19 protein-coding genes are annotated in these 20725 nt (G+C 69.2%); 11 read left to right on the top strand and 8 right to left on the bottom strand.

Going from position 1 to position 20725, the window contains the following annotated elements:
- Positions 1–4: 4 nt before the first annotated feature.
- Positions 5–1120, bottom strand: a complete 1116-nt coding sequence (locus tag EOW66_RS11845) for an efflux RND transporter periplasmic adaptor subunit (protein ID WP_128156550.1) — start codon at positions 1118–1120, stop codon at positions 5–7.
- Positions 1121–1440: 320 nt separating this feature from the next.
- Between EOW66_RS11845 and EOW66_RS11840 the strand changes: the two genes are divergently transcribed.
- From EOW66_RS11840 to EOW66_RS11825, 4 genes are all read left to right on the top strand, one after another.
- The gene (locus EOW66_RS11840; protein WP_113899815.1) at positions 1441–1761 is read left to right on the top strand and encodes an antibiotic ABC transporter; all 321 of its coding nucleotides are present in this window, start codon (positions 1441–1443) and stop codon (positions 1759–1761) included.
- 97 nt (positions 1762–1858) lie between these two features.
- Positions 1859–2182, top strand: coding sequence for a hypothetical protein (locus EOW66_RS11835; protein WP_128156549.1), 324 nt, complete (start codon positions 1859–1861; stop codon positions 2180–2182).
- 126 nt (positions 2183–2308) lie between these two features.
- A complete protein-coding gene (locus EOW66_RS11830; protein ID WP_113899813.1) occupies positions 2309–2494 on the top strand; it encodes a hypothetical protein in 186 nt (61 codons plus the stop codon).
- Positions 2495–2610: 116 nt separating this feature from the next.
- Positions 2611–3102, top strand: coding sequence for a cytochrome b (locus tag EOW66_RS11825; RefSeq protein WP_164880035.1), 492 nt, complete (start codon positions 2611–2613; stop codon positions 3100–3102).
- Between the two features lie 66 nt (positions 3103–3168).
- Here the strand turns inward: EOW66_RS11825 and EOW66_RS11820 are convergent, their stop codons facing one another.
- On the bottom strand, positions 3169–3951 hold the full coding sequence (locus EOW66_RS11820) for an alpha/beta fold hydrolase (protein WP_128156547.1): 783 nt from the start codon (positions 3949–3951) through the stop codon (positions 3169–3171).
- A 106-nt stretch (positions 3952–4057) separates the two neighbouring features.
- On the opposite strand from EOW66_RS11820, the gene EOW66_RS11815 reads away from it, so the two are divergent.
- Complete coding sequence (locus tag EOW66_RS11815; RefSeq protein WP_128156546.1) at positions 4058–4429, top strand: hypothetical protein; 372 nt, start codon at positions 4058–4060, stop codon at positions 4427–4429.
- Between the two features lie 63 nt (positions 4430–4492).
- Here the strand turns inward: EOW66_RS11815 and glyA are convergent, their stop codons facing one another.
- A complete protein-coding gene (glyA, locus tag EOW66_RS11810; protein ID WP_128156545.1) occupies positions 4493–5785 on the bottom strand; it encodes a serine hydroxymethyltransferase in 1293 nt (430 codons plus the stop codon).
- 168 nt (positions 5786–5953) lie between these two features.
- Here glyA and EOW66_RS11805 point away from each other — a divergent pair, with 168 nt between their 5' ends.
- Entirely contained in the window at positions 5954–6715 is a 762-nt protein-coding gene (locus EOW66_RS11805; protein WP_128156544.1) for an NAD kinase, read from the top strand.
- On the opposite strand, the gene EOW66_RS11800 is transcribed toward EOW66_RS11805, so the two are convergent.
- The 4 genes from EOW66_RS11800 to EOW66_RS11785 all read right to left on the bottom strand — a co-directional run bounded on the left by EOW66_RS11800 (position 6712) and on the right by EOW66_RS11785 (position 14182).
- Positions 6712–8094, bottom strand: coding sequence for a sigma-54-dependent transcriptional regulator (locus tag EOW66_RS11800; protein ID WP_128156543.1), 1383 nt, complete (start codon positions 8092–8094; stop codon positions 6712–6714). The genes EOW66_RS11805 and EOW66_RS11800 overlap by 4 nt on opposite strands.
- The gene (locus tag EOW66_RS11795) at positions 8085–9566 is read right to left on the bottom strand and encodes a hybrid sensor histidine kinase/response regulator (protein WP_164881104.1); all 1482 of its coding nucleotides are present in this window, start codon (positions 9564–9566) and stop codon (positions 8085–8087) included. Before EOW66_RS11795 ends, EOW66_RS11800 begins: the two co-directional genes overlap by 10 nt.
- Positions 9567–9773: 207 nt before the next feature.
- Entirely contained in the window at positions 9774–11666 is a 1893-nt protein-coding gene (locus EOW66_RS11790) for a propionyl-CoA synthetase (protein WP_128156541.1), read from the bottom strand.
- Between the two features lie 236 nt (positions 11667–11902).
- Positions 11903–14182, bottom strand: a complete 2280-nt coding sequence (locus EOW66_RS11785) for an NADP-dependent malic enzyme (protein WP_128156540.1) — start codon at positions 14180–14182, stop codon at positions 11903–11905.
- A 180-nt stretch (positions 14183–14362) separates the two neighbouring features.
- Here EOW66_RS11785 and EOW66_RS11780 point away from each other — a divergent pair, with 180 nt between their 5' ends.
- The 5 genes from EOW66_RS11780 (at position 14363) to EOW66_RS11760 (ending at position 19570) form a co-directional block, all read left to right on the top strand.
- A complete protein-coding gene (locus EOW66_RS11780; protein ID WP_128156539.1) occupies positions 14363–14755 on the top strand; it encodes a cytidine deaminase in 393 nt (130 codons plus the stop codon).
- Positions 14755–16077, top strand: a complete 1323-nt coding sequence (locus EOW66_RS11775) for a thymidine phosphorylase (RefSeq protein ID WP_128156648.1) — start codon at positions 14755–14757, stop codon at positions 16075–16077. The genes EOW66_RS11780 and EOW66_RS11775 overlap by 1 nt, the downstream gene beginning before the upstream one ends.
- Positions 16074–17297 (top strand): phosphopentomutase, encoded by a 1224-nt coding sequence (locus tag EOW66_RS11770; RefSeq protein ID WP_128156538.1) that lies wholly within the window; start codon positions 16074–16076, stop codon positions 17295–17297. Before EOW66_RS11775 ends, EOW66_RS11770 begins: the two co-directional genes overlap by 4 nt.
- An 8-nt stretch (positions 17298–17305) precedes the next feature.
- Positions 17306–17938: a uracil phosphoribosyltransferase gene (gene upp / locus EOW66_RS11765; RefSeq protein WP_121531829.1), complete on the top strand. Its 633-nt coding sequence runs from the start codon at positions 17306–17308 to the stop codon at positions 17936–17938.
- A gap of 63 nt (positions 17939–18001) precedes the next feature.
- A complete protein-coding gene (locus tag EOW66_RS11760; RefSeq protein WP_128156537.1) occupies positions 18002–19570 on the top strand; it encodes an SPOR domain-containing protein in 1569 nt (522 codons plus the stop codon).
- Between the two features lie 51 nt (positions 19571–19621).
- Here the strand turns inward: EOW66_RS11760 and EOW66_RS11755 are convergent, their stop codons facing one another.
- Positions 19622–20638 (bottom strand): hypothetical protein, encoded by a 1017-nt coding sequence (locus EOW66_RS11755; RefSeq protein ID WP_128156536.1) that lies wholly within the window; start codon positions 20636–20638, stop codon positions 19622–19624.
- Positions 20639–20725 lie beyond the last annotated feature (87 nt).

Raw genomic sequence — 20725 nt, 5'->3', positions numbered from 1 at the left:
TCCCTCAGTTGCCGGCGGCCGGAACGGCGGTGCCGTTCTCCTCGGCGATCTTCACGACCGCGCCCGAGGTCAGCTTGTTCTGTCCGGCATCGACGACCTTGTCGCCGGCCTGGACGCCCTTGACGATCTCGATCTTGTCGCCGGCGCGGCGGCCGAGGGTGACGAAGACCTGCCGTGCCACCAGCTGTGCCTCGCTCGCCCCCGCGGGCGTTTCCGAGCGCACCACGAAGACCGAGTCGCCGTAAAGCGTGGAGGAGACCACCGTCTGCGGCAGGGCGATGATGCCCTCTTCCGCGGGCAGGTTCACCCGCACCCGCAGGAACTGGCCCGGGGTCAGGGTGGTGCCGGCGTCGGGCAGCTCGGCGCGGATGGTGACGAGGCGCGAGTTCGGGTCGATCTTCGGCTCGATGCCGGTGACCGTGCCGGCAAGCACGTCCTCGCCCGATTCCGGGGTGACGGTGACCGACATGCCGGGCTTGACGATGCCCGCCTGCTGTTCGGAGAGCGTGAAGTCGACGCGCATGTGGCGGATGTCCTGCAGCGTCGCGTAGACGGTGCCGGGGGTGACATACTGGCCGACCTCGATCTGCGGAATGCCGATGGTGCCGGCGAAGGGCGCGTTCAGCTGCTTGGTTTCGAGCACCGCCATCAGCTTCGTCACCGTCGAGCGTGCCGAGACCGCCTCGGCCTCGGCGGTGTCGAGCGTGGTGTTGGCCGAGACGCCACGGTCGCGCAGCTCGCGCGCCCGGGTGAGCGTGGTTTCGGCCAGATCGAGCGCGGCCTGCGCGGCGGCGAGATCGGCGCGTTCCTGGCGGTCGTCGATCTGCACCAGCAACTGGCCCTGCTCGACATGGTCGTTCGACGCGAAGCGGATCTCGCGCACGATGCCCGAGGCCTCGGTCGCCAGATCGACGCCGCGGGCGGCCGAGGCGGTGCCGATCGCCTCGATCCCGGGCGTCCAGCGTTGCGGCACGGTATCGGTGACCGAGACCGCGACCGGCGCGGGCTTCATCGTTGCGAAGAACTGGGCAATCATCTTCGAACGGAACAGATTGAAGCCGACGATGCCGCCGCCGATGAGAACAAGTGCGAGAATCGCGATGATGAAACGTTTGATCATTGTCTGTCCCGGTTCGCTTCAAACAGAGAGCCAGCGTGGCACGTCCTGCCGCACTGGCCCCTTCCTGAACTCTAGGGTTCAGGAACTGGAGTGGAAGTCAATTGCTCTTGGAGGAGATCTGGCTGCCGTTGCAGAAAAGACAAGAGCCGGCCGCCGGGATCACGGCGGGATTGCGGAAATCGGCAGGGCATTGTCCGAAAGTCGCCCTTTCGCCGGCGTCGGAAAACCGTCATAAGCAGAAAGGTTTTCCTCAGACGCAGCCCGGTGCGACACAGGAAGATACGGCCGAGGCCGGGGAACGGACGCGAGAGAGGGTAACGATGGACTATGAACCGATTTCGCCGGTGGCGCTGGCGCTGCAGGCCACCCGCATCGGCTTCGAGGCACAATCCGTGATCGCGATGCGCCTGGCCGGGATGGCAGGTCTGTGGGCGACGCCGCCGTCGGAATTTGCCCTGATGGTGGCGGAAAAGGCCCAAGCGGCCCTCGAGGCGGCGGAAGCCGCGGTGGTGGCTGCGCTGCGCGGTCAGGGCCCCGATGCGATGCTCGAGGCGAGCATGGTCGAGATCGGTCGCCACACCTCGGGCAATCTCGAGCGGCTGAGCCGCATGGGGCCGGCCTGGGGCCCGGTGTTCTGGTAAGCCCCGCGGCGGTGGCCCCCGGCCATCTCCGGTTGAATTAACGATCCGTTAACCGTGAATCGGGACACTGGCGGGGTTCAGCCCTCTGCGAGGTCCGATGCGCCTGCCTGTCCTGATCCTGCCTGTCGTCCTGATGCTGATGGCCTGCGGCGCGCAGCCGGGGCCGATGTTCTTCGGCGCCGAGCGGCATGACCTGACGCTCGACGGCATTCACCTGGTCGTCTTCCGCAAGGAGGATCATGTCGAGGTGATCCGGCTCGGTTATCTCTCCCGTGCCGGGCGCGACGCGGTGCCGGCGCTGATGGAGCGCGCGGCGGCGCAGGCGACGGGCTGCATGGTGGTCGGCCCGGGGCGGGGGATGTGGTCTTCCCCCTCGCTGATCGGCGACAGCGGCGAGGCGACCTTCGAGCTTGCCTGCTAGGGCTGCGACAGCACGCCGCGGGGGGACAGGCTGCCCCGGCGCGCCGATCTGACCCAGATCAAGGTTCGCCCGGCGCAAATGATGATCTGTGGATGCATGAAACGCGCCTGAACGGAGACCTTTCCCATGATCCGCCTGATGGGCATCATCTACGCGCTTGCCGGCCCGACCCTTGCCGGTGTCCTCATCATCGCCGCGCTGACCATGAACATGTTCGACATGAAGTCGATGCTGGCCGCGGCGGCCATCGGCTTCGTCGTGGCGATTCCCGCCGCCTGGCTGGTGGCCCGGCAAATCGTCGCGAACGCCTGACATCGCGGCAAAGGTCCCTGCAACTGAGGTTGCAGGGCGCCTTTTTACTGGAATTGCAGGCTTGTCGGGGGCAATGCTGCATGGCAGCACTGCGCTATCCGAAACCGGAGGTCATCATGCCCGCCCCGCAAGGCTATTCCCGCCTGCACATCGTCCTGCACTGGCTTGTCGCCGTGCTCCTCATCCCGCAATTCCTGCTCAACGACGCCGTCGGCGAAGCCTTCGACGCCGGCCTCGAAGGTGAGCAGATCACCGCCTCGATTCTTGCGCCGCTGCATGTGGCGACCGGGATCACCATTCTCGTTCTGGTGCTGTGGCGGATCGCCCTGCGCTTCAAGAACGGCGTTCCCGCGGCCCCGGCGAACGAACCGGCGATTCAGAAACTGATCGCCTCCGCCACCCATCTGGGGCTCTATCTGGTGCTGATCCTCACCGTCGCCGCCGGCGCGGTGGCTTGGTTCGGCGGGGTCGAGGATGCGGGCGATCTGCATGGGGCGCTGACCACCGTGCTGCTCGTGCTGATCGGCCTGCATGTCGTCGGCGCGCTCTACCAGCAGTTCGTCGCCAAGACCAATATCATCGACCGGATGCGCACCGCGCGTCTGTGACCCTCTCCGTCGACGCAAGGGGCCGCTCCGGGCAACCGGGGCGGCCCTTCTCCTGTTCGCAGTCCCTCAGCGCGACAGGAAGGCCTCGACCGCGGCCTCGACCTCGCGCGGGCGCTCGGCATGCAGCCAGTGCCCCGCCCCCTCGATGCCCTCGAACTCGGCCTTCGGAAACAGCGCCCGGATCGGCGCGTGATACTCGGGCCGGACATAGGCCGAGTTCTTGCCGTAAAGGAACAGCGCCGGCCCGGCGAAGGGGTGGGCGGTGGCGGGCAGCGGGTCGGGCCAGGCCAGGATGCCGTCGAGGCTGTTCTTCAGCGCCTCGAGGTTGAACTTCCAGCGCACCGGGCCGTTGCGCAGCTCGAGCGACTGCAGCAGGAAGGCGCGCGTCGAGGGATCCTGCACCCGCTCGCTCAGCCGCCGGTCGGCCTCCGAGCGCGAGGTGATGTCGTCGATCCGCATCGACTGCATCGCGTCGATCAGATAGCCATGCGCGACGCCGTGGTCGTAGTTCACCGGCGCCATGTCGGCGACCACGATGCGGTTCACCAGCCCGGGGTGGGTCAGCGCCAGCATCATCGTCGCCTTGCCGCCCATCGAATGGCCCATCACGTCGCAGGCCCGGCCCTGCCGGCCGATCACCCCGGCCAGATCCTCGGCCATCGCGGGGTAGGAATGCTCGTCCGACCAGAAGCTGTCGCCGTGGTTGCGCATGTCGAGCGCCAGCACGAGCCGTTTTTCCGACAGCCGCTTGGCGACCACGCCCCAGTTGCGGGCGGAGCCGAAGAGGCCGGGGACGATGAGGAGCGGGGGCAGCTCGGTGTCGCTGCCATGGGCGATGACGTTCAGCATGGCGCATAGGTAGCGCGCCCGGCGCCGCTGTTCCAGTGGCCGCGTTGCGTGGGGACGTTGCACGGGGGCGCCGGCGCGGCTAGGCTTTGCGCCAGGAGGAGCGCCGATGGATCCGATCACCCTGCGTCAGATGACCGGGCGCGTCTCGCAGCTTCTGGCCGAACGGCTGGGGGCGCGGGGACGCACGCTGCGCGACCGGCTCAAAAGCCGCTCCCGCGCGCTGCCGCGCAAGGTGCGCCGGGCGGCGGAACTGCTGGCCGAGGCCGAGGCGCTGGCCGCCTCGCCGCGGATGATGCGGCAAGCCGACATGGGCGAGATCGCCGAAGCCTATGACATCTGCGTCAACTACCTGCGCCCGCTTGGCGGCGGCGCGCGGGTGCAGGGGCTGGTGCGTTCGGTCGCGGCCTCGGTGGTCTTCGGCCTCGTCGTGGTCACGGCACTGGTGCTCGCCGTGGGGCGGCTGCGCGGCCTGTTCTGAGCGGGGCGCATGAAAAAGGCCCCCGCGTGGGGGGCCTTTCGATTCTGCGATCTGCCGGGCGGGTCAGAGCGTCGGATAGATCGGGAAGCGGGCGAGCAGCGTCGCGACCTTGGCCTTGACCGCTTCCTCGACCTCGGCATTGCCCTCTTCCCCGTTCGCGGCAAGCCCGTCGACGACCTCGACGATCAGCCGGCCGATCTCGCGGAACTCGGCCTCGCCGAAGCCGCGGGTGGTGCCGGCCGGGCTGCCAAGACGCACGCCCGAGGTCACCGTGGGCTTTTCCGGGTCGAACGGGATGCCGTTCTTGTTGCAGGTGATATGGGCCCGGCCGAGCGCCTTCTCGGTCGCATTGCCCTTCACGCCCTTCGGACGCAGGTCGACCAGCATCACGTGGGTGTCGGTGCCGCCGGTGACGATATCAAGCCCGCCCTTCATCAGCTCGTCGGCGAGCGCCTGCGCGTTCACCACGACCTGCTTGGCATAGTCCTTGAACTCCGGACGCAGCGCCTCGCCGAAGGCCACGGCCTTGCCGGCGATGACATGCATCAGCGGACCGCCCTGGATGCCCGGGAAGATCGCCGAGTTCACCTTCTTGGCGATCTCTTCGTTGTTCGTCAGGATCATGCCGCCACGCGGGCCGCGCAGCGTCTTGTGGGTGGTGGTGGTGACCACATCGGCATGCGGGAAGGGCGAGGGGTGCTGGCCGCCGGCCACGAGGCCCGCGAAATGCGCCATGTCGACCATCAGCCAGGCGCCGACCTCGTCCGCGATCTTGCGGAATTCGACGAAGTCGATCTGCCGCGGGATGGCCGAGCCACCGGCGACGATCAGCTTCGGCTTGTGCTCGTGGGCAAGGGCACGAACCTGGTCATAGTCGAGCCGGCTGTCCTGCTTGCGCACGCCATACTGGATCGCGTTGAACCACTTGCCCGACTGGTTCGGGCGCGCACCATGGGTCAGGTGGCCGCCGGCGTCGAGGCTCATGCCGAGGATGGTGTCGCCGGGCGCGAGCAGCGCGTTGAACACGCCCTGGTTCGCCTGGCTGCCCGAGTTCGGCTGCACGTTGACGAATTCGCAGCCGAAGAGCTGCTTGGCGCGGTCGATCGCCAGGTTTTCGGCGACGTCGACGAACTGGCAGCCGCCGTAATAGCGCTTGCCCGGGTAGCCCTCGGCATACTTGTTCGTCATCACCGAGCCCTGGGCCTCCATCACCGCCTTCGAGACGATGTTTTCCGAGGCGATCAGTTCGATCTCGTCGCGCTGGCGGCCGAGTTCGTCGGTGATCGATTTCCAGATGTCGGGGTCGCGGGAGGAAAGGCTTTCGGTAAAGAAGCCGGCGTCGCGTTGGGCGGTCATGGGCGTCTCCTGAACGGGATGGTCGCGGCCCGTTTATCGCAGAAATTCCGAGGCCGAAAGCGCTCAAAACGACGTCAGGACGTTTTGGCGCGGCATCCGTGCCCCCATTCGCGTCTTGTGTTTCCGATCGTCGCTTGTCACATCAGGACGGAAACCCGGGGGGCGCAGATGAACAGGCCGAACCACATCCATTTCGCTGCAGCCAATGCCGAAGCGGCGCAGGCGGCGCTTGGGGAACTGGTGGAGCGCTACGGGCAGGTGCCGCGCTATGCGGCCGATGTGATCGTGGCGCTTGGCGGCGACGGCTTCATGCTGCAGACGCTGCATGCGGGGGCGGGGCTGCCGGTCTATGGCATGAACCGCGGCACCGTGGGCTTCCTGATGAACGACTATTCCCCGGACGACCTGCCGGCGCGGCTGGCGCAGGCCGAGGAAGAGGTCATCAACCCGCTTGCGATGCGGGCGATGACGGTCGACGGGGTGCTGCACGAGGCGCTGGCGATCAACGAGGTCTCGCTGCTGCGCGCCGGGCCGCAGGCGGCGAAGCTGCGCATTTCGGTCAACGGCAAGCTGCGGATGGAAGAGCTTGTCTGCGACGGTGCGATCCTGTCGACGCCCGCGGGCTCGACCGCCTACAACTATTCGGCGCACGGGCCGATTCTGCCGATCGGCTCGGATGTGCTGGCGCTGACCGGCATCGCAAGCTTCCGGCCGCGGCGCTGGCAAGGTGCGATCCTGCCATCCTCGGCGATCGTGCGCTTCGACGTGCTCGATCCGGCGAAGCGGCCGGTGATGGCCGATGCCGACTCGCGCTCGGTCAAGCCGGTGCTCTGGGTCGAGATCCGTTCCGAGCCGAAGGTGCAGCACTGCATCCTGTTCGACCCCGGTCACGGGCTCGAGGAACGGCTGATGCGCGAGCAGTTCGCCTAATCCTTCCGCCAGGTGTCGAGCTTGCGATAGAGCGTCGAGGGCGCCACATCGAGCTCGCGCGCGGCGCGCGGCACCGATCCGTCGTGCCGGGTCAGGCAATCCTCGATCACCAGCCGCTCGATCTCGGCCAGGCTGCGCCCGGCGAGCGTGGTCAGGTTCAGCCCGGGGCAGGGCGGGGCATGCTCGGCCGGGAAGCGGATTTCCTCGGGCAGCATCTCCTCGGTCAGCTCGTCGCCGTCATGGGTCACGGTCGCGGCGCGCAGCACGTTCATCAGCTCGCGCACATTGCCGTTCCACGGCTGGGCGCGCAGCACCGCCTCGGCCGCGGGCGAGAGCCGGGTGAAGGCGCGGCCCTCGAGGATGGCGAAGCGGCGCAGGGTCTCGGTGGCAAGGGGGCCGATGTCGTCGGGGCGCTGGCGCAGCGGCGGCATCTCGATCGGCACGACGCGCAGCCGATAGTAGAGGTCTTCGCGCAGCCGTCCGTCGCGCACCGCCTGCAGCGGCTCATGCGCCGAGGCGGCGATCACCCGCAGGTCGACGCGCTGCGGCCGCGCCGCGCCGAGCGGCTGGATCGTCGCGCTTTGTAGGAAGCGCAGCAGCTTCGGCTGCAGCTCGGGGGCGAGATCGCAGATCTCGTCGAGGAACAGCGTGCCGCCATCGGCCAGCGCCGCGGCACCGGGCCGGTCGGTGACCGCGCCGGGAAAGGCACCGCGCAGATGGCCGAAGAGCTCGGATTCGAAGCGCTCGGCCGGGATCGCGCCACAGTCGAGGGGGATGAAGGGCGCCGCGGCGCGCGGCGAGAGCGCATGGATCGCCTGGGCGCAGAGCTCCTTGCCGGTGCCGCTCTCGCCGGTGACGAAGACCGGCGCCATCGACCGCGCGGCCGAACGGATCCGGGCATAGACCGCGCGCATCGGGCCCGAGGTGCCGATGAAGCCGGCAAGCGGCGCCTCGCGCCCGGGCACCGCCTGCGGTCGCGACATCTGGGCCGCGGCGCGGGCATTGCCGAGCGTGGTCATCAGCTGCGCCTCGGAGACCGGCTTGACGAGGAAGTCATGCGCCCCGGCGCGCATCGCTTTCACCGCGCGCGCGGTCGAGCTGTCGGCGGTGATCACCACCACCGCGGTGTGCGGCTGCAGCGCCAGCATCTCGCGCATCAGGTCGATGCCGTCACGGTCGGGCAGCATCAGGTCGAGCAGCACGACCGCCGGGTCGGTCTTGCGAAACAGCGCCAGCCCCTCGGCAGCGGAGGCGGCCGAGAGGGTGACGAAGCCCGCGTTGCGCAGATGCGCGTCATAGATCGACCGGAGCGAGGGCGTGTCCTCGATCAGCAGGATATCGGCGGTGCGCGGCGGGCCGGAGGCTTCGTTCACGGGCATTCTCCCGCCCGGTCCTCGCGGGCGCTCAGTTCGTTGGCGGTGAAGGCGATGAGCTGCGCGATCCGCTCGCAGACTGCATGGCCGAGGAGCGCCGTGGTCTCGCCCCGGCCCTTGCGCAGGCCGGAGCCGAGCGCGGCGGCACAGTCGTAAAGCGACTGCGCCCCGAGCTCGCCCGAGATCGCGGTGAGGATATGCATCTCGCGCCGGATCGCCGCCGCGTCGGTGCCCGCAAGCGCCGCGCGCAGCCGCGCGTCGATGCCGCGCAGATCGGCCAGCAGCCGGTGCAGCAGCTCGCGCCCGCCATCCTCGCCGGCAATCGCCAGCAGCCGGGCGAAGCGCGTCGCGTCGACGATCAGCAGCCCGTCGACGAAGCCCGGGTCGGTTCTGGCAGGCTCGGGCTGCGGCCGCGGGTCGCGCTGCAAGGTGCGCTCGACCGCCGCGGCGAAACGCGGAATGCTGATCAGCGGTTTCAGCACCACCGCGTCGGCGCCCATGGCAAGCAGCGCCTCGCGGGTCTCGGGCCGGGCGTCGGCGGTGCAGGCGAGGACCGGCAGCCGGCGCTGCGCCTCGCTGGCGCGCAGGGCGGCGATGACGCCGCGGCCGTCGAGCTCGGGCATCTCGATGTCGATCACCGCAAGGTCATAGTCGCGCGCGGCGAGCAGGGCGAGCGCCTCGTGGCCGTGGTCGGCGGTGATGCAGGTCGCCCCCATGTCGTCGAGCATGTGGCAGATCACCGCCTGATGGGTGCGGCTGTCATCGGCGACGAGGACGCGCAGCCCGCTCAGATCCGGCAAGGTCGGTCCTTCCTCGACGAGCAGCGGCAGGGTCGAGAGCATCGGCACGATCAGCGTGACGGTGGCGCCGCCGCCGGGCCGGTTGTGCAGCTCGATCCGGCCGCCGAGCCGCTCGGCCATGTCGCGGGCGATGGCGAGGCCGAGGCCGTAGCCGGGCCTGTTCGGGGTGGAGCCGCGCTGGCCGGGCTCGAGCAGCCGGCCGAGCAGCTCGGGCGGAAAGCCCGGGCCGTCGTCGCGCACGCGGATCTGCAGAAAGCCGCCGGGGGTCAGCCGGAAGGAAACCTGCACCATGCCCCTGCGCGCATATTTGAACGCATTCGACAGCAGGTTCGAGACTGCGCGATCCAGCGCCAGCCGATCCACCACCAGAACCGGCGGCATGTCGGGGGCGAGGGTGAGCTGCAAGGTGATGCCCCGTTCGCGGGCATGGCCCGACCAGCGGATCTCGAGCTCGCGCAGCAGCCGGGCGGTCTGCACCTGTTGCGCCCCGACCGCCTCGGCCTCCGCGGCGACGAGCACGAGCCCCTCGTCGAGCAGCCGCGCGGTGAGGTCGCTTGCAATCCGCACCCGCTCGATCTGGCGCCGCGCGGCATCATCAAGCCTTTCGCGGCTGACAAGGCGCAGGGCGGAGAGGATATCGGCGACGGCGGCGCGCAGGTCGTGCCCGAGCAGGGCCATCTGTGCAAGTTTCAGCTGCGCATCAGGCGCAGGACCGGGCGGAACGGAAGGCGTGTCATGCGTCTTCATATCGAAACCTTTCCCCGAAAGCCCGGGGTTTGCATCATAAAAGCAGAATCCGGAGAAATGTTTACGGGGAAAATGGCACTTTCCGTCACGCGACGCGGCGGAAAACGGCGGAGCCCTGAACGGGCCCCGCCAGTCCGGTCATGCCGCCGGGTAGCCGATCGACTTCAGCGCCGCGGTGATCTCGTCGAGGATCGCCGGGTCGTCGATCGTGGCGGGCATCTTGTAGTCCTGCCCGTCGGCGATCTTCACCATCGTGCCGCGCAGGATCTTGCCCGAGCGGGTCTTCGGCAGGCGGTCGACGACGACCGCGGTCTTGAACGCCGCGACCGGGCCGATCTGGTCGCGCACGAGGGCAACGCATTCGCGCACGATCGCCTTCTCGTCGCGGGTGCAGCCCTTGTTCAGGCACAGGAAGCCGAGCGGGGTCTGGCCCTTCAGCTCGTCGGCGGCCCCGATCACCGCGCATTCGGCGACGTCGGGATGCGAGGCGAGCACCTCCTCCATCGCGCCGGTCGACAGCCGGTGGCCCGCGACGTTGATCACGTCATCGGTGCGCGCCATGATGTAGAGATAGCCGTCCTCGTCCTTGTAGCCCGCGTCGCCGGTCTCGTAATAGCCCGGGAAGTGGCTCAGGTAGCTCTTCTTGTAGCGCTCCTCGGCATTCCACAGCGTCGGCAGCGTGCCCGGAGGCAGCGGCAGCTTGATCGCAATCGCGCCAAGCTCGCCGTCGGGCAGCGGATGGCCGCCCTCGTCGAGGATCTGCACGTCATAGCCGGGCATCGCCACCGAGGGCGAGCCGAGCTTCGTGGGCAGCAATTCGATGCCGAGCGGGTTCGCGGCAATCGCCCAGCCGGTCTCGGTCTGCCACCAGTGGTCGATCACCGGCACGCCGAGGTGCTCCTGTGCCCATTTCACCGTGTCGGGGTCGGCGCGTTCGCCGGCGAGGAACAGCGCCTGCATCTCGTGCAGCTTGTAGCGCTTGATCCAGTCGCCGTTCGGGTCCTCGCGCCGGATCGCGCGCAGCGCGGTCGGCGCGGTGAAGAAGCTCTTGATCCGGTTGTTCTGGATCACCCGCCAGAACACGCCCGGATGCGGCGTGCCGACGGGCTTGCCCTCGAACACCACGGTGGTCGCGCCGGCGATCAGCGGGCCATAGCAGATGTAGCTGTGGCCGACGACCCAACCCACGTCCGAGGCGGCCCAGAACCGGTCGCCCGCCTCGATGTTGTAGATGTTCTTCATCGTCCAGTTCAGCGCGACGAGATGGCCGCCGGTGGCCCGGATCACGCCCTTCGGTGCGCCGGTCGTGCCCGAGGTGTAGAGGATGTAGGCGGGGTGGTTGCCCTCGACCGCCACGCATTCCGCCGGGCGCACGCCATATTGAAAGCCGTGCCAGGAGAAGTCGCGGCCCTCGATCAGCTTCGCCACTTCCTGCTCGCGCTGGAAGATCACGCAGAACTCGGGCTTGTGGGTGGCGATGTCGATCGCCTCGTCAAGCAGCGGCTTGTAATGCACGACGCGGTTCGGCTCGAGGCCGCAGGAGGAGGCGATGATCGCCTTCGGCGTGCAGTCGTCGATCCGCACCGCAAGTTCATGCGCCGCGAACCCGCCGAAGACGACCGAGTGGATCGCGCCGATGCGGGCGCAGGCGAGCATCGCCTCGAGCGCCTCGGGGATCATCGGCATGTAGATGATGACGCGGTCGCCCTTCTCGACGCCGCGCATGCGCAGCGCGCCGGCGAGCGAGGCCACGCGCTTTTGCAGTTCCTTGTAGGTGATGCCCTTGGTCGAATGGGTGATCGGGCTTTCGTGCATGATCGCGATCTGGTCGCCGCGGCCGGCCAGCACATGGCGGTCGACCGCGTTCCAGCAGGTGTTGACCATGCCATCCGAGAACCATTCGTAGATCGGGGCCTTCTCGTCGAAGAGCGCCTTCGTGGGTTTCTCGACCCAGTCGATCTGCTCCGCCGCCTGCATCCAGAACCCCTCCGGGTCGGCCTGCCAGGCAGCGTAGACGTCCTTGTATGCCATTGTATGCCTCCTCCAAGCTGGTTTTCTTGTTACGGAGGCTAAGAGATTCCTGCAAGATTGTTACCGGGGAATGCGACATTCCGACCGGAAAATTTTGCAGTTCCTCGGTCAATGCTTGCGCAAACTTTTGCAAAGCAGTGGGTTTTGTTGATGCCGCGCGAGCAGCATAACGCAATTTGCAAAGTTTCTTCGCTTTGCATCCGGCGCGGGGCGCTGATGCCCCGCGCCGGCCCGGTTCAGCCGTAATGCGCGACCGGCGTGCCGGCGAGGGCCGAGATGTTCAGCAGCCCGCGGGTGGTGATCGAGGGCGTCACGATATGCGCCTTGTTGCCCATCCCCATCAGGATCGGCCCGACCTCGAGCCCCCCGGCCTTTGCCTTGAGGATGTTGCGCACCCCCGAGGCGGCGTCGGTATTGCCGAAGATCAGCACGTTCGCCGCGCCTTCAAGCCGGCTTTCGGGCATCAGCCGGTGCCGGATCTCGGGCGAGAGGGCGGCGTCGATGTGCATCTCGCCTTCATAGGCGAAATCGGGCTCGCGCGCGTCAAGCAGCGCCATCGCCGCCCGCATCCGCCGCCCCGAGTCGATGTCGAGGTTGCCGAACTGGCTGTGCGAGCACAGCGCCACCTTCGGTGCCAGCCCGAAGCGGCGCACGTGCCGTGCCGCGCCGATCACCGCGGCGGTGATCTCCTCGGGCGTCGGTTCGTGATGGACATGGGTGTCGGCGATGAACAGCGGCCCGTCCTCGAGGATCATCAGGCTCAGCGCGCCGACCGGGTGCAGCCCGTCGCGCGCCAGCACCTGACGGATATAGTTCAGGTGCCACAGATATTGCCCGAAGGTGCCGCAGATCATGCTGTCGGCGTCGCCGCGATGGACGGCGATCGCCGCGATCGCGGTGGTGTTGGTGCGCAAGATCGCCCGGGCGAGGTCGGGGGTGACGCCGCGCCGCGCCATCAGCCGGTAATAGGTCTCCCAATAGTCGCGGTAGCGCGGGTCGTTGTTCGGGTCGACGACCTCGAAATCGGTGCCCGGGCGCAGCGGCAGACCGATCCGCTCAAGCCGCGCCTCGATCACCTCGGGGCGGCCGATCAGGATCGGCCGGTCGGTGGTTTCCTCGATCATCGCCTGCGCGGCGCGCAGCACGCGCTCGTCCTCGCCCTCGGCGAAGATGATCCGGCGCGAGGCGGTGGCGGCGGCTTCGAACACCGGGCGCATCAGCAGCGCCGACTTGAACACCGAGCCCTCGAGGGCGCGCTTGTAGGCGGCGAGGTCCTCGATCGGGCGGGTGGCGACGCCGGTCTCCATCGCGGCCTTCGCCACCGCCGAGGAGACGACGCCGATCAGTCGCAGATCGAAGGGTTTCGGGATCAGGTAATCGGGGCCGAAGGTCATCTTCTCGCCGCGATAGGCCGCTGCCGCCTCGGCCGAGGTGGTGACGCGGGCGAGCGCCGCGATGCCCTCGATGCAGGCGATCTGCATCTCGTCGTTGATCGTCGTCGCGCCGACGTCGAGCGCGCCGCGGAAGATGAAGGGGAAGCACAGGACGTTGTTGACCTGGTTCGGAAAATCCGAGCGGCCGGTGGCGATGATCGCATCGGGGGCGACCGAGCGCACCTCGTCGGGCAGGATCTCCGGGGTGGGGTTCGCGAGTGCGAAGATGATCGGGCGCGCCGTCATCTTTGCCACATGTTCGGGCTTCAGCACGCCGGGGCCTGAAAGGCCGAGGAACATGTCGGCGCCCCCGATCACGTCATCGAGCGTGCGCAGGTCGGATTTCTGCGCATAGGCCGCCTTTTGCGGGTTCATGTCCTCGGCGCGGCCTTCGTAGACGAGGCCGTGGATGTCGCACAGCCAGACGTTCTCGCGCTTCACGCCGAGCTTCAGCAGCATGTTCAGGCAAGCGATGCCGGCGGCGCCGCCGCCGGTCGAGACGATCTTGATCTGGTCGAATGTCTTGCCCGAGATCCGCAGCGCGTTCGTCACCGCGGCGCCGACCACGATCGCGGTGCCGTGCTGGTCATCGTGGAACACCGGGATGTTCATCCGCTCGCGGCAGATCTTCTCGACGATGAAACAGTCGGGGGCCTTGATGTCCTCGAGGTTGATCGCGCCGAAGGCGGGTTCCATCGCGCAGACGATCTCGGCCAGCTTTTCCGGGTCGGGCTGGTTCAGTTCGATGTCGAAGGCGTCGATATTGGCGAATTTCTTGAACAGAACCGCCTTGCCCTCCATCACCGGCTTCGCGGCGAGCGGGCCGATGTTGCCAAGGCCCAGCACCGCGGTGCCGTTCGTCACCACCGCGACAAGGTTGCCGCGCGCGGTGTAGCGCGCCGCGGTGGTCGGGTCCGCCTTGATCTCGAGGCTGGCCTCGGCGACGCCCGGGGAATAGGCGCGGCTCAGGTCGCGGCCATTGGCGAGTGGCTTCGTCGCGCGGATCTCGAGCTTCCCGGGCTTCGGAAATTCGTGGTAGTCGAGCGCGGGATGACGCGCGGGTTCGTGCCGTGACTCGTCCATGAGGGCCTCCCTGAAACTGGTTTAGCTTTAAACTATTCGGCCTGTCGCTGCAAATAGGCCCGTCGGCGCAAGGCCGCAAGGGGGCATCCCGCGCACTGCATGGCGGCTTGCATCGCTTCGGGAGGCGGCGCAAGCTTCGCGCGAGTTGAACCGTTTGGACAAATCATCCCGGAGGCCCCGATGTCCCTTGTCGAGCTGGCGCGCGAGGTGCGCGAGAATGCCTACGCGCCCTATTCGCATTTCAAGGTGGGCGCGGCGGTGCGGGGCAAGTCGGGGGCGGTCTATCGCGGCGTGAATGTCGAGAATGTCGCCTATCCCGAGGGCACCTGCGCCGAGGCCGGCGCGATCGCGGCGATGGTCGCGGCGGGCGAGACCGAACTTATCGAGGTGGCGGTGATCGCCGACAGCCCGACCCCGGTGCCGCCTTGCGGCGGCTGCCGGCAGAAACTGGCCGAATTCGGCCGGGGCGAGACGCCGGTGACGCTGGCCACCACCTCGGGGGCGCGGCTTGACACCTCGATCGGCGCATTGCTGCCCGGCCGCTTCGACGCCAGCCACATGGACAAGTGCTGATGGATGCGCGCTCGATCATCGCCGGCGTGCGCGACGGGCAGGGCCTGCCGGCCGAGGCCGCGGCCTGGTTCGCGGCGGGACTTGCCTCGGGGGCGGTGTCGGATGCGCAGGCGGGCGCCTTCGCGATGGCGGTGTTCCTGAAGGGCATCGGTGCCGGCGGACGGGTGGCGCTGACGCGGGCGATGCGCGACTCGGGGCAGGTGCTCGACTGGGATCTGCCCGGGCCGGTGATCGACAAGCATTCGACCGGCGGCATCGGCGACTCGGTCTCGCTGCTGCTGGCGCCGGCGCTGGCGGCCTGCGGCGTCTATGTGCCGATGATCTCGGGGCGCGGGCTGGGCCATACCGGCGGCACGCTCGACAAGATGGAGACGATCCCGGGCTATCGCGCGCTGCCGGGTGTCGAGGCGCTGCGCAAGGTGGTGGCCGAGGTCGGCTGTGCCATCGTCGGCGCCACCGACGAGATCGCGCCGGCCGACAAGCGGCTTTACGGCATCCGCGACATCTCGGGCACGGTCGAGTCGATCGACCTGATCACCGCCTCGATCCTGTCGAAGAAGCTCGCCGCCGGGCTCGACGGTCTGGTTCTCGACGTCAAGGTCGGCTCGGGCGCCTTCATGGCGCGGATGGAGGATGCCGAGGCGCTGGCGCGCAGCCTTGTCGCCACCGCGAATGGCGCGGGCTGCCGCTGTTCGGCACTGATCACCGACATGAGCCAGAGCCTTGGCCATTCCGCGGGCAATGCGCTCGAGGTGCTCGAGGTGATGGAGACGCTGACCGGATCGGCGGTGAACGAGGCGCTGTGGGACGTGACCGCGGCCTTGGGCGGCGAGGCGCTGGTGCTTGCGGGCAAGGCCGAGACGATGGATGACGGCGCGGCGATGATCGACCATGCGCTCGAGACCGGGCGCGCGGCCGAGGTCTTCGGCAAGATGGTCGCGGCCCTCGGCGGACCGCTCGATTTCGTCGAGCGCTATCCCGACCGGCTGCCCTCGGCCCCGGTGCTGGTGCCGGTGACGGCGCCGCGCGCGGGCTTCGTGACCCGGGTCGATGCGCGCGCGCTTGGCGAGGCGGTGGTGCGGCTGGGCGGCGGGCGGCTGGTCGGCACCGACCGGATCATCCCCTCGGTCGGGCTGTCGGGCCTTGCGGTGATCGGCGAGGAGATGGACGCGGGCGAGCCGCTTGCCCTTGTCCATGCGACGACGGCCGACAGGGCCGAGGCGGCGGTGGCGGCGGTGCGCGCGGCCTATGGGCTGAGCGCCGAGATGCCCGAGGAGCCGCCGCTGATCCATGGCCGCATCGGCCCGGAGGACGTGGCATGACCCGTGCCTTCCTGATCGTGATGGACAGCGTCGGCATCGGCGGCGCGCCCGATGCCGCGCGTTTCTTCAACGACGGCGCCCCCGACACCGGCGCGAACACCGTGGGCCATATCGCCACGGAATGCGCCGCAGGCCGGGCCGAGGCGGGGCGCTCGGGCCCGCTGAAGGTGCCGCATCTCGACGCGCTCGGGCTCGGCGCCGCCGTGGAACTGGCCTCGGGGCTGTGTCCGCCCGGGCTTGGCGCGCCGCCCCGCGGTCTGTGGGGCGCGGCAAGCGAGGTCTCGAAGGGCAAGGACACGCCTTCCGGGCATTGGGAGCTGGCCGGTGTGCCGGTGCCCTGGGACTGGCACTATTTCCCCGCGGTCGAGAACAGCTTCCCGCCCGATCTGGTCGACTTCGTTGCCGCGCAGGCCGGCACCGCGGGGATCCTGGGCAATTGCCACGCCCCCGGCACCGCGATCATCGAGCGGCTGGGCGCGGAACACATGCGCAGCGGCTGGCCGATCTGCTACACCTCGGCCGACAGCGTGTTCCAGATCGCCGCGCATGAAGAGACATTCGGCCTTGCCCGCCTGCTGCAGTTGTGCCGCGATATCGCGCCGCGGCTGCATGCGATGAAGGTCGGCCGGGTGATCGCGCGCCCCTTCATCGGCCGTCCGGGCAATTTCGTGCGCACCCCGAACCGGCGCGATTTCGCCATCGAGCCGCCGGCGCCGACGCTGCTCGACTGGGCCTATGACGCCGGCCGCACCACCCATGCGATCGGTAAGATCGGCGACATCTTCAGCCATCGCGGCATCAGCGCGCTGCACAAGGGCAAGAATGACGCCGACCTGATGGACCACCTGCTGCGGCTGGCGGATGAGGCCGAGGAGGGCAGCCTGACCTTCGCGAATTTCGTCGAGTTCGACAGCCTCTATGGTCATCGCCGCGACGTTTCGGGCTATGCCCGGGCGCTTGAATGGTTCGATGCCATGGCCGGCCGCTTCCTTGGCCGGCTGCGGCCGGGCGACCTTGCGATCTTTACCGCCGACCACGGCAACGACCCGAGCTGGCACGGCACCGACCACACCCGCGAGCGGGTGCCGGTGCTGGGACACGGTGCCGGCTTGCGGTCGGTGGGGCAGGTGGCCTATTCGGACGTCGGAGCCTCGGTCGCGGCGCATCTCGGTTTGCGCGCCTCGGGACCCGGGCACAGCTTTTTGCAAGAACAAGACTGAGGGATGCCATGGACGAATTCGTGACGGTGGTCGACCACCCGCTGGTGCAGCACAAGCTCACGCTGATGCGCGAGAAGGACACGTCGACTGCGGGCTTCCGCCAGCTTTTGCGCGAGATCAGCCTGCTTCTGGCCTATGAGGTCACCCGCGGGCTCGAGCTGACGACGAAGACGATCGACACGCCGCTGTGCAAGATGGAGGCGCCGATCCTCGAGGGCAAGAAACTTGCGCTGATCTCGATCCTGCGGGCGGGCAATGGCCTTCTCGACGGCATCCTCGAGCTGATCCCGGCGGCGCGGGTGGGCTTTGTCGGCCTCTACCGCGACCCCGAGACGCTGCAGCCGGTGCAGTATTACTGCAAGGTGCCGAACATGCTCGAGGACCGGATGGTGATCGTCGTCGATCCGATGCTGGCCACCGGCAACAGCTCGGTCGCGGCGGTCGATCTGATCAAGGCGCAGGGCGCGAAGAACATCCGCTTCCTGTGCCTGCTCGCCGCCCCCGAGGGCATCGCGCGGATGCGCGAGGCGCATCCGGATGTGCCGATCGTCACGGCGTCGATCGACGAATGCCTGAACGATCACGGCTATATCGTGCCGGGTCTAGGGGATGCGGGCGACCGCATGTTTGGCACAAAATAAGGCCTTTTTCCTTTACTCGCGGGCAATCCTGCGTCATTTTCCCTAAGAGGTGATTTGGGGGTAATGATGCGGTTTGGCGGGGTTCTGACGACGACGCTGCTGATGGCGGTGCTTGGGGCCCCGGCCGCATGGGCGGGGCTCGAGACCAACGGGCCGGCGGAAGTGCCGCCGCCCTCCTATCAGGGGCGACAATATGTCGACAGTGCCGGCTGCGTCTTTGTCCGCGCGGGATACGGCGGCAGCGTAAACTGGGTGCCGCGGATCGGGCGCGACCGCAAGCAGCTGTGCGGCTACAAGCCGACACTGCCCGCCGGCGCCAAGGTGCTCGACGTGGCGAAGGCCGCGCCCGCGCCCACGCCGGTGCCTGCGCCCGCCCCTGCCGCCCCCGTGACCACGCCCGCAAAGGCCCCGGCCAGGGTGGCCGCGGCCCCGACGCCGGCGCCCGCTCCGGCGGTTCCGGCGCGGCCGATGCGCGCGGCCTCGCCCTTCGCGCCGACGCCCGGTGTCGGCACGCCGATGCCGACGATCGCGCTCACCACAACGCCGCCGCGGATCGGCCGTTCGGTTGCCCCGGCGCCGGCGGCGAGGCCCGCGCCGCCGGTTGCGGCGCCGGCACCCGGCCCGGTCCGGACCGCCGCGGCGCCCGCGCCCGGCCGGTATGTCTCGCCCTATGCGCTTGGCGGCGACTGGAGCGGCGCGGCCGCGTCGTCGCCTGCCGTGACGCCCGCCCCCTATGGCGCGCCGGTGACCATCGTTGCGGCCGAGACGGTGCAGGGCACCGCCACGACCTGCCCGAACCTGTCGCCGGTGGCGCAGCGCTACACGCTGTCGGACGGGCGCCGCGTGGTGCGCTGCGGTCCGCAGACCGAGGACCCGGTGGGCTTCATCAACCGGGCCGCGGTGCCGGGGCTGGTCGTTGCCTCGACCGCGCCGGTTGCCGGGGCGAGCCGTGCCGTCGCCGCGCCGCGGGTCTCGCGCGCGCCGGTGGCCCAGCCGATCGCGCCGGTGCCGATGACGGCGCAGCAGGGCTATGCCGCCTCGAGCCCCTATCAGGGCACGCTGGCGCCGGCCCCCGACGCGGTCTATCTGCGCCATCCGGCCGGGCCGACGACCCTTGCGCCGGTGATCGTGGCGACGAAGGTCGGTCCCTCGGGCTACAAGCCTGCCTTCGACGACGGCCGGCTCAACCCCTATCGCGGCCCGCGCGCGAGCACGGGCGATGTGCAGCAGGCGCAGGTCTGGACCAACCAGGTGCCGGCGCGGCCGCTGACCGCCACCACCCCTGCCAGCGCGCGGGTGATCGTGTCGACGCCGATGGTGCAGTATCGCGAGGCGGCGCAGGTGCTGCCGGTCTCGGCCCGGCCCTCGACGAAATCGGTGGCGCCGGTGGCGGCGCCCGGGGCTGCCGCGGCCGCGCGCTATGTGCAGGTCGGCACCTTTGGCGTGGCCGGCAATGCCGAGGCCGCGAAGGCGCGGCTGCGCGCCCTTGGCCTGCCGGTGTCGAGTGCGCGGATCACCCGCTCGGGCAAGCCGATGACGATCGTCTATGCCGGGCCGATGCCGGGCGCCGATGCCGGCCGCGCGCTTGGCAGCGTGCGCGCGGCGGGCTTCGGCGACGCGATCCTGCGCTGAGCGAGACCGTCCATCCGGGATGAAAAGGCGGCCATCGGGCCGCCTTTTGCGTCAGTCGCAGATCCCCTGCAGCGCCACCCATTGCTCGTCGGCGAGCACCGGGTCGGGCGCGGGCCGGCCCTTGAACGGATCGGCCTCGATCAGGCTAAGCACGCTTTCGCCCGAGGCGTCGCGGGCATAGGCCCAGGGCGTCGAGGACACCCCCGCCGCGCCAAAGGCCGCCAGCAGCGCCGCTTCGGGCGGCAGCGGCGGCGCGGTGTCGAGCAGATGCGCGCCATAGCCCGAGACCGCATCGCGGGGCAGCTCGCCGGTGACCAGCAGGCTGAAGGCCGAACGCACCCCCGCCCAGCGGAGGAAATCAAGCAACGGGTCGTGCCCGGCGGCGGCAAGGTTCGCCTCGATCACCGCGCCGGCGGCAACCTCGGGTGTGTCGGGGCCGGCAATGGTGTCGCGGCCAAGCGCGACGATCTTGCCCGGCAGGCGCCGCCCGCCGGTCAGCCCGCGCGGCAGCACGGCGATCTGCGCGGTGTCGGGCAGGCGCCCGGCCAGCGCGGCGAGCGCGGCATCACCCGCCTTCGAGTGACAGGCCGCGGCCCCCGTCGCGCGTTCGAGATCGACCAGCACGGCGCGGCCGATCTCGGTGCGCTTCGCCATCGGCGCGACGCGGGCGGCCTGTGCGGTCAGCGCACCGGGCAGCCACAGCAGCACGCCAAGCGCCACCAGACCGACGGCCCCCGCGGTCAGCATCCCGCGCAGCCGGCCCGGATGCGGGCGGCGCGCCTCGATCGCGCGCTGCACCTTCTCGATCGCGTCGATCAGGGTCGTGTCCTCGATCTCGAGCTCCTCGCCCGGTTCCTCGGAAGGGGCATAAAGCGCAGGCCGCTTGCCGGGGTTGAGCCGGACGAGTGCCGCGAGCGACCAATGCGCGAGCGCGCGCGCCGAGCGGTCGTCGGCGATCACCAGCGTCGCGTCGCCGAAGGAGACGATCACCGCGCGTCGCTGTGCCTCGGCCCCCTCGCGCCAGATGCCGGGGGCTTCGAGCCTCAGAAATTGCTTGAGTGCGGTCATCCGGTCCGGGTCTGCCTTGTTTCGGGCAGGATAGCGAATCGGGGTCCGGGGTCAATCGCAGGGCCGAAAGAAGAGCGGGGGGCCGAA

Source organism: Paenirhodobacter huangdaonensis (genome assembly GCF_004022465.1).
GTDB classification, from domain to species: Bacteria; Pseudomonadota; Alphaproteobacteria; order Rhodobacterales; family Rhodobacteraceae; genus Rhodobacter; species Rhodobacter huangdaonensis.
Note: the sequence above shows the minus strand (reverse complement) of the source record. Positions and strands in the feature narration are given on the sequence as shown.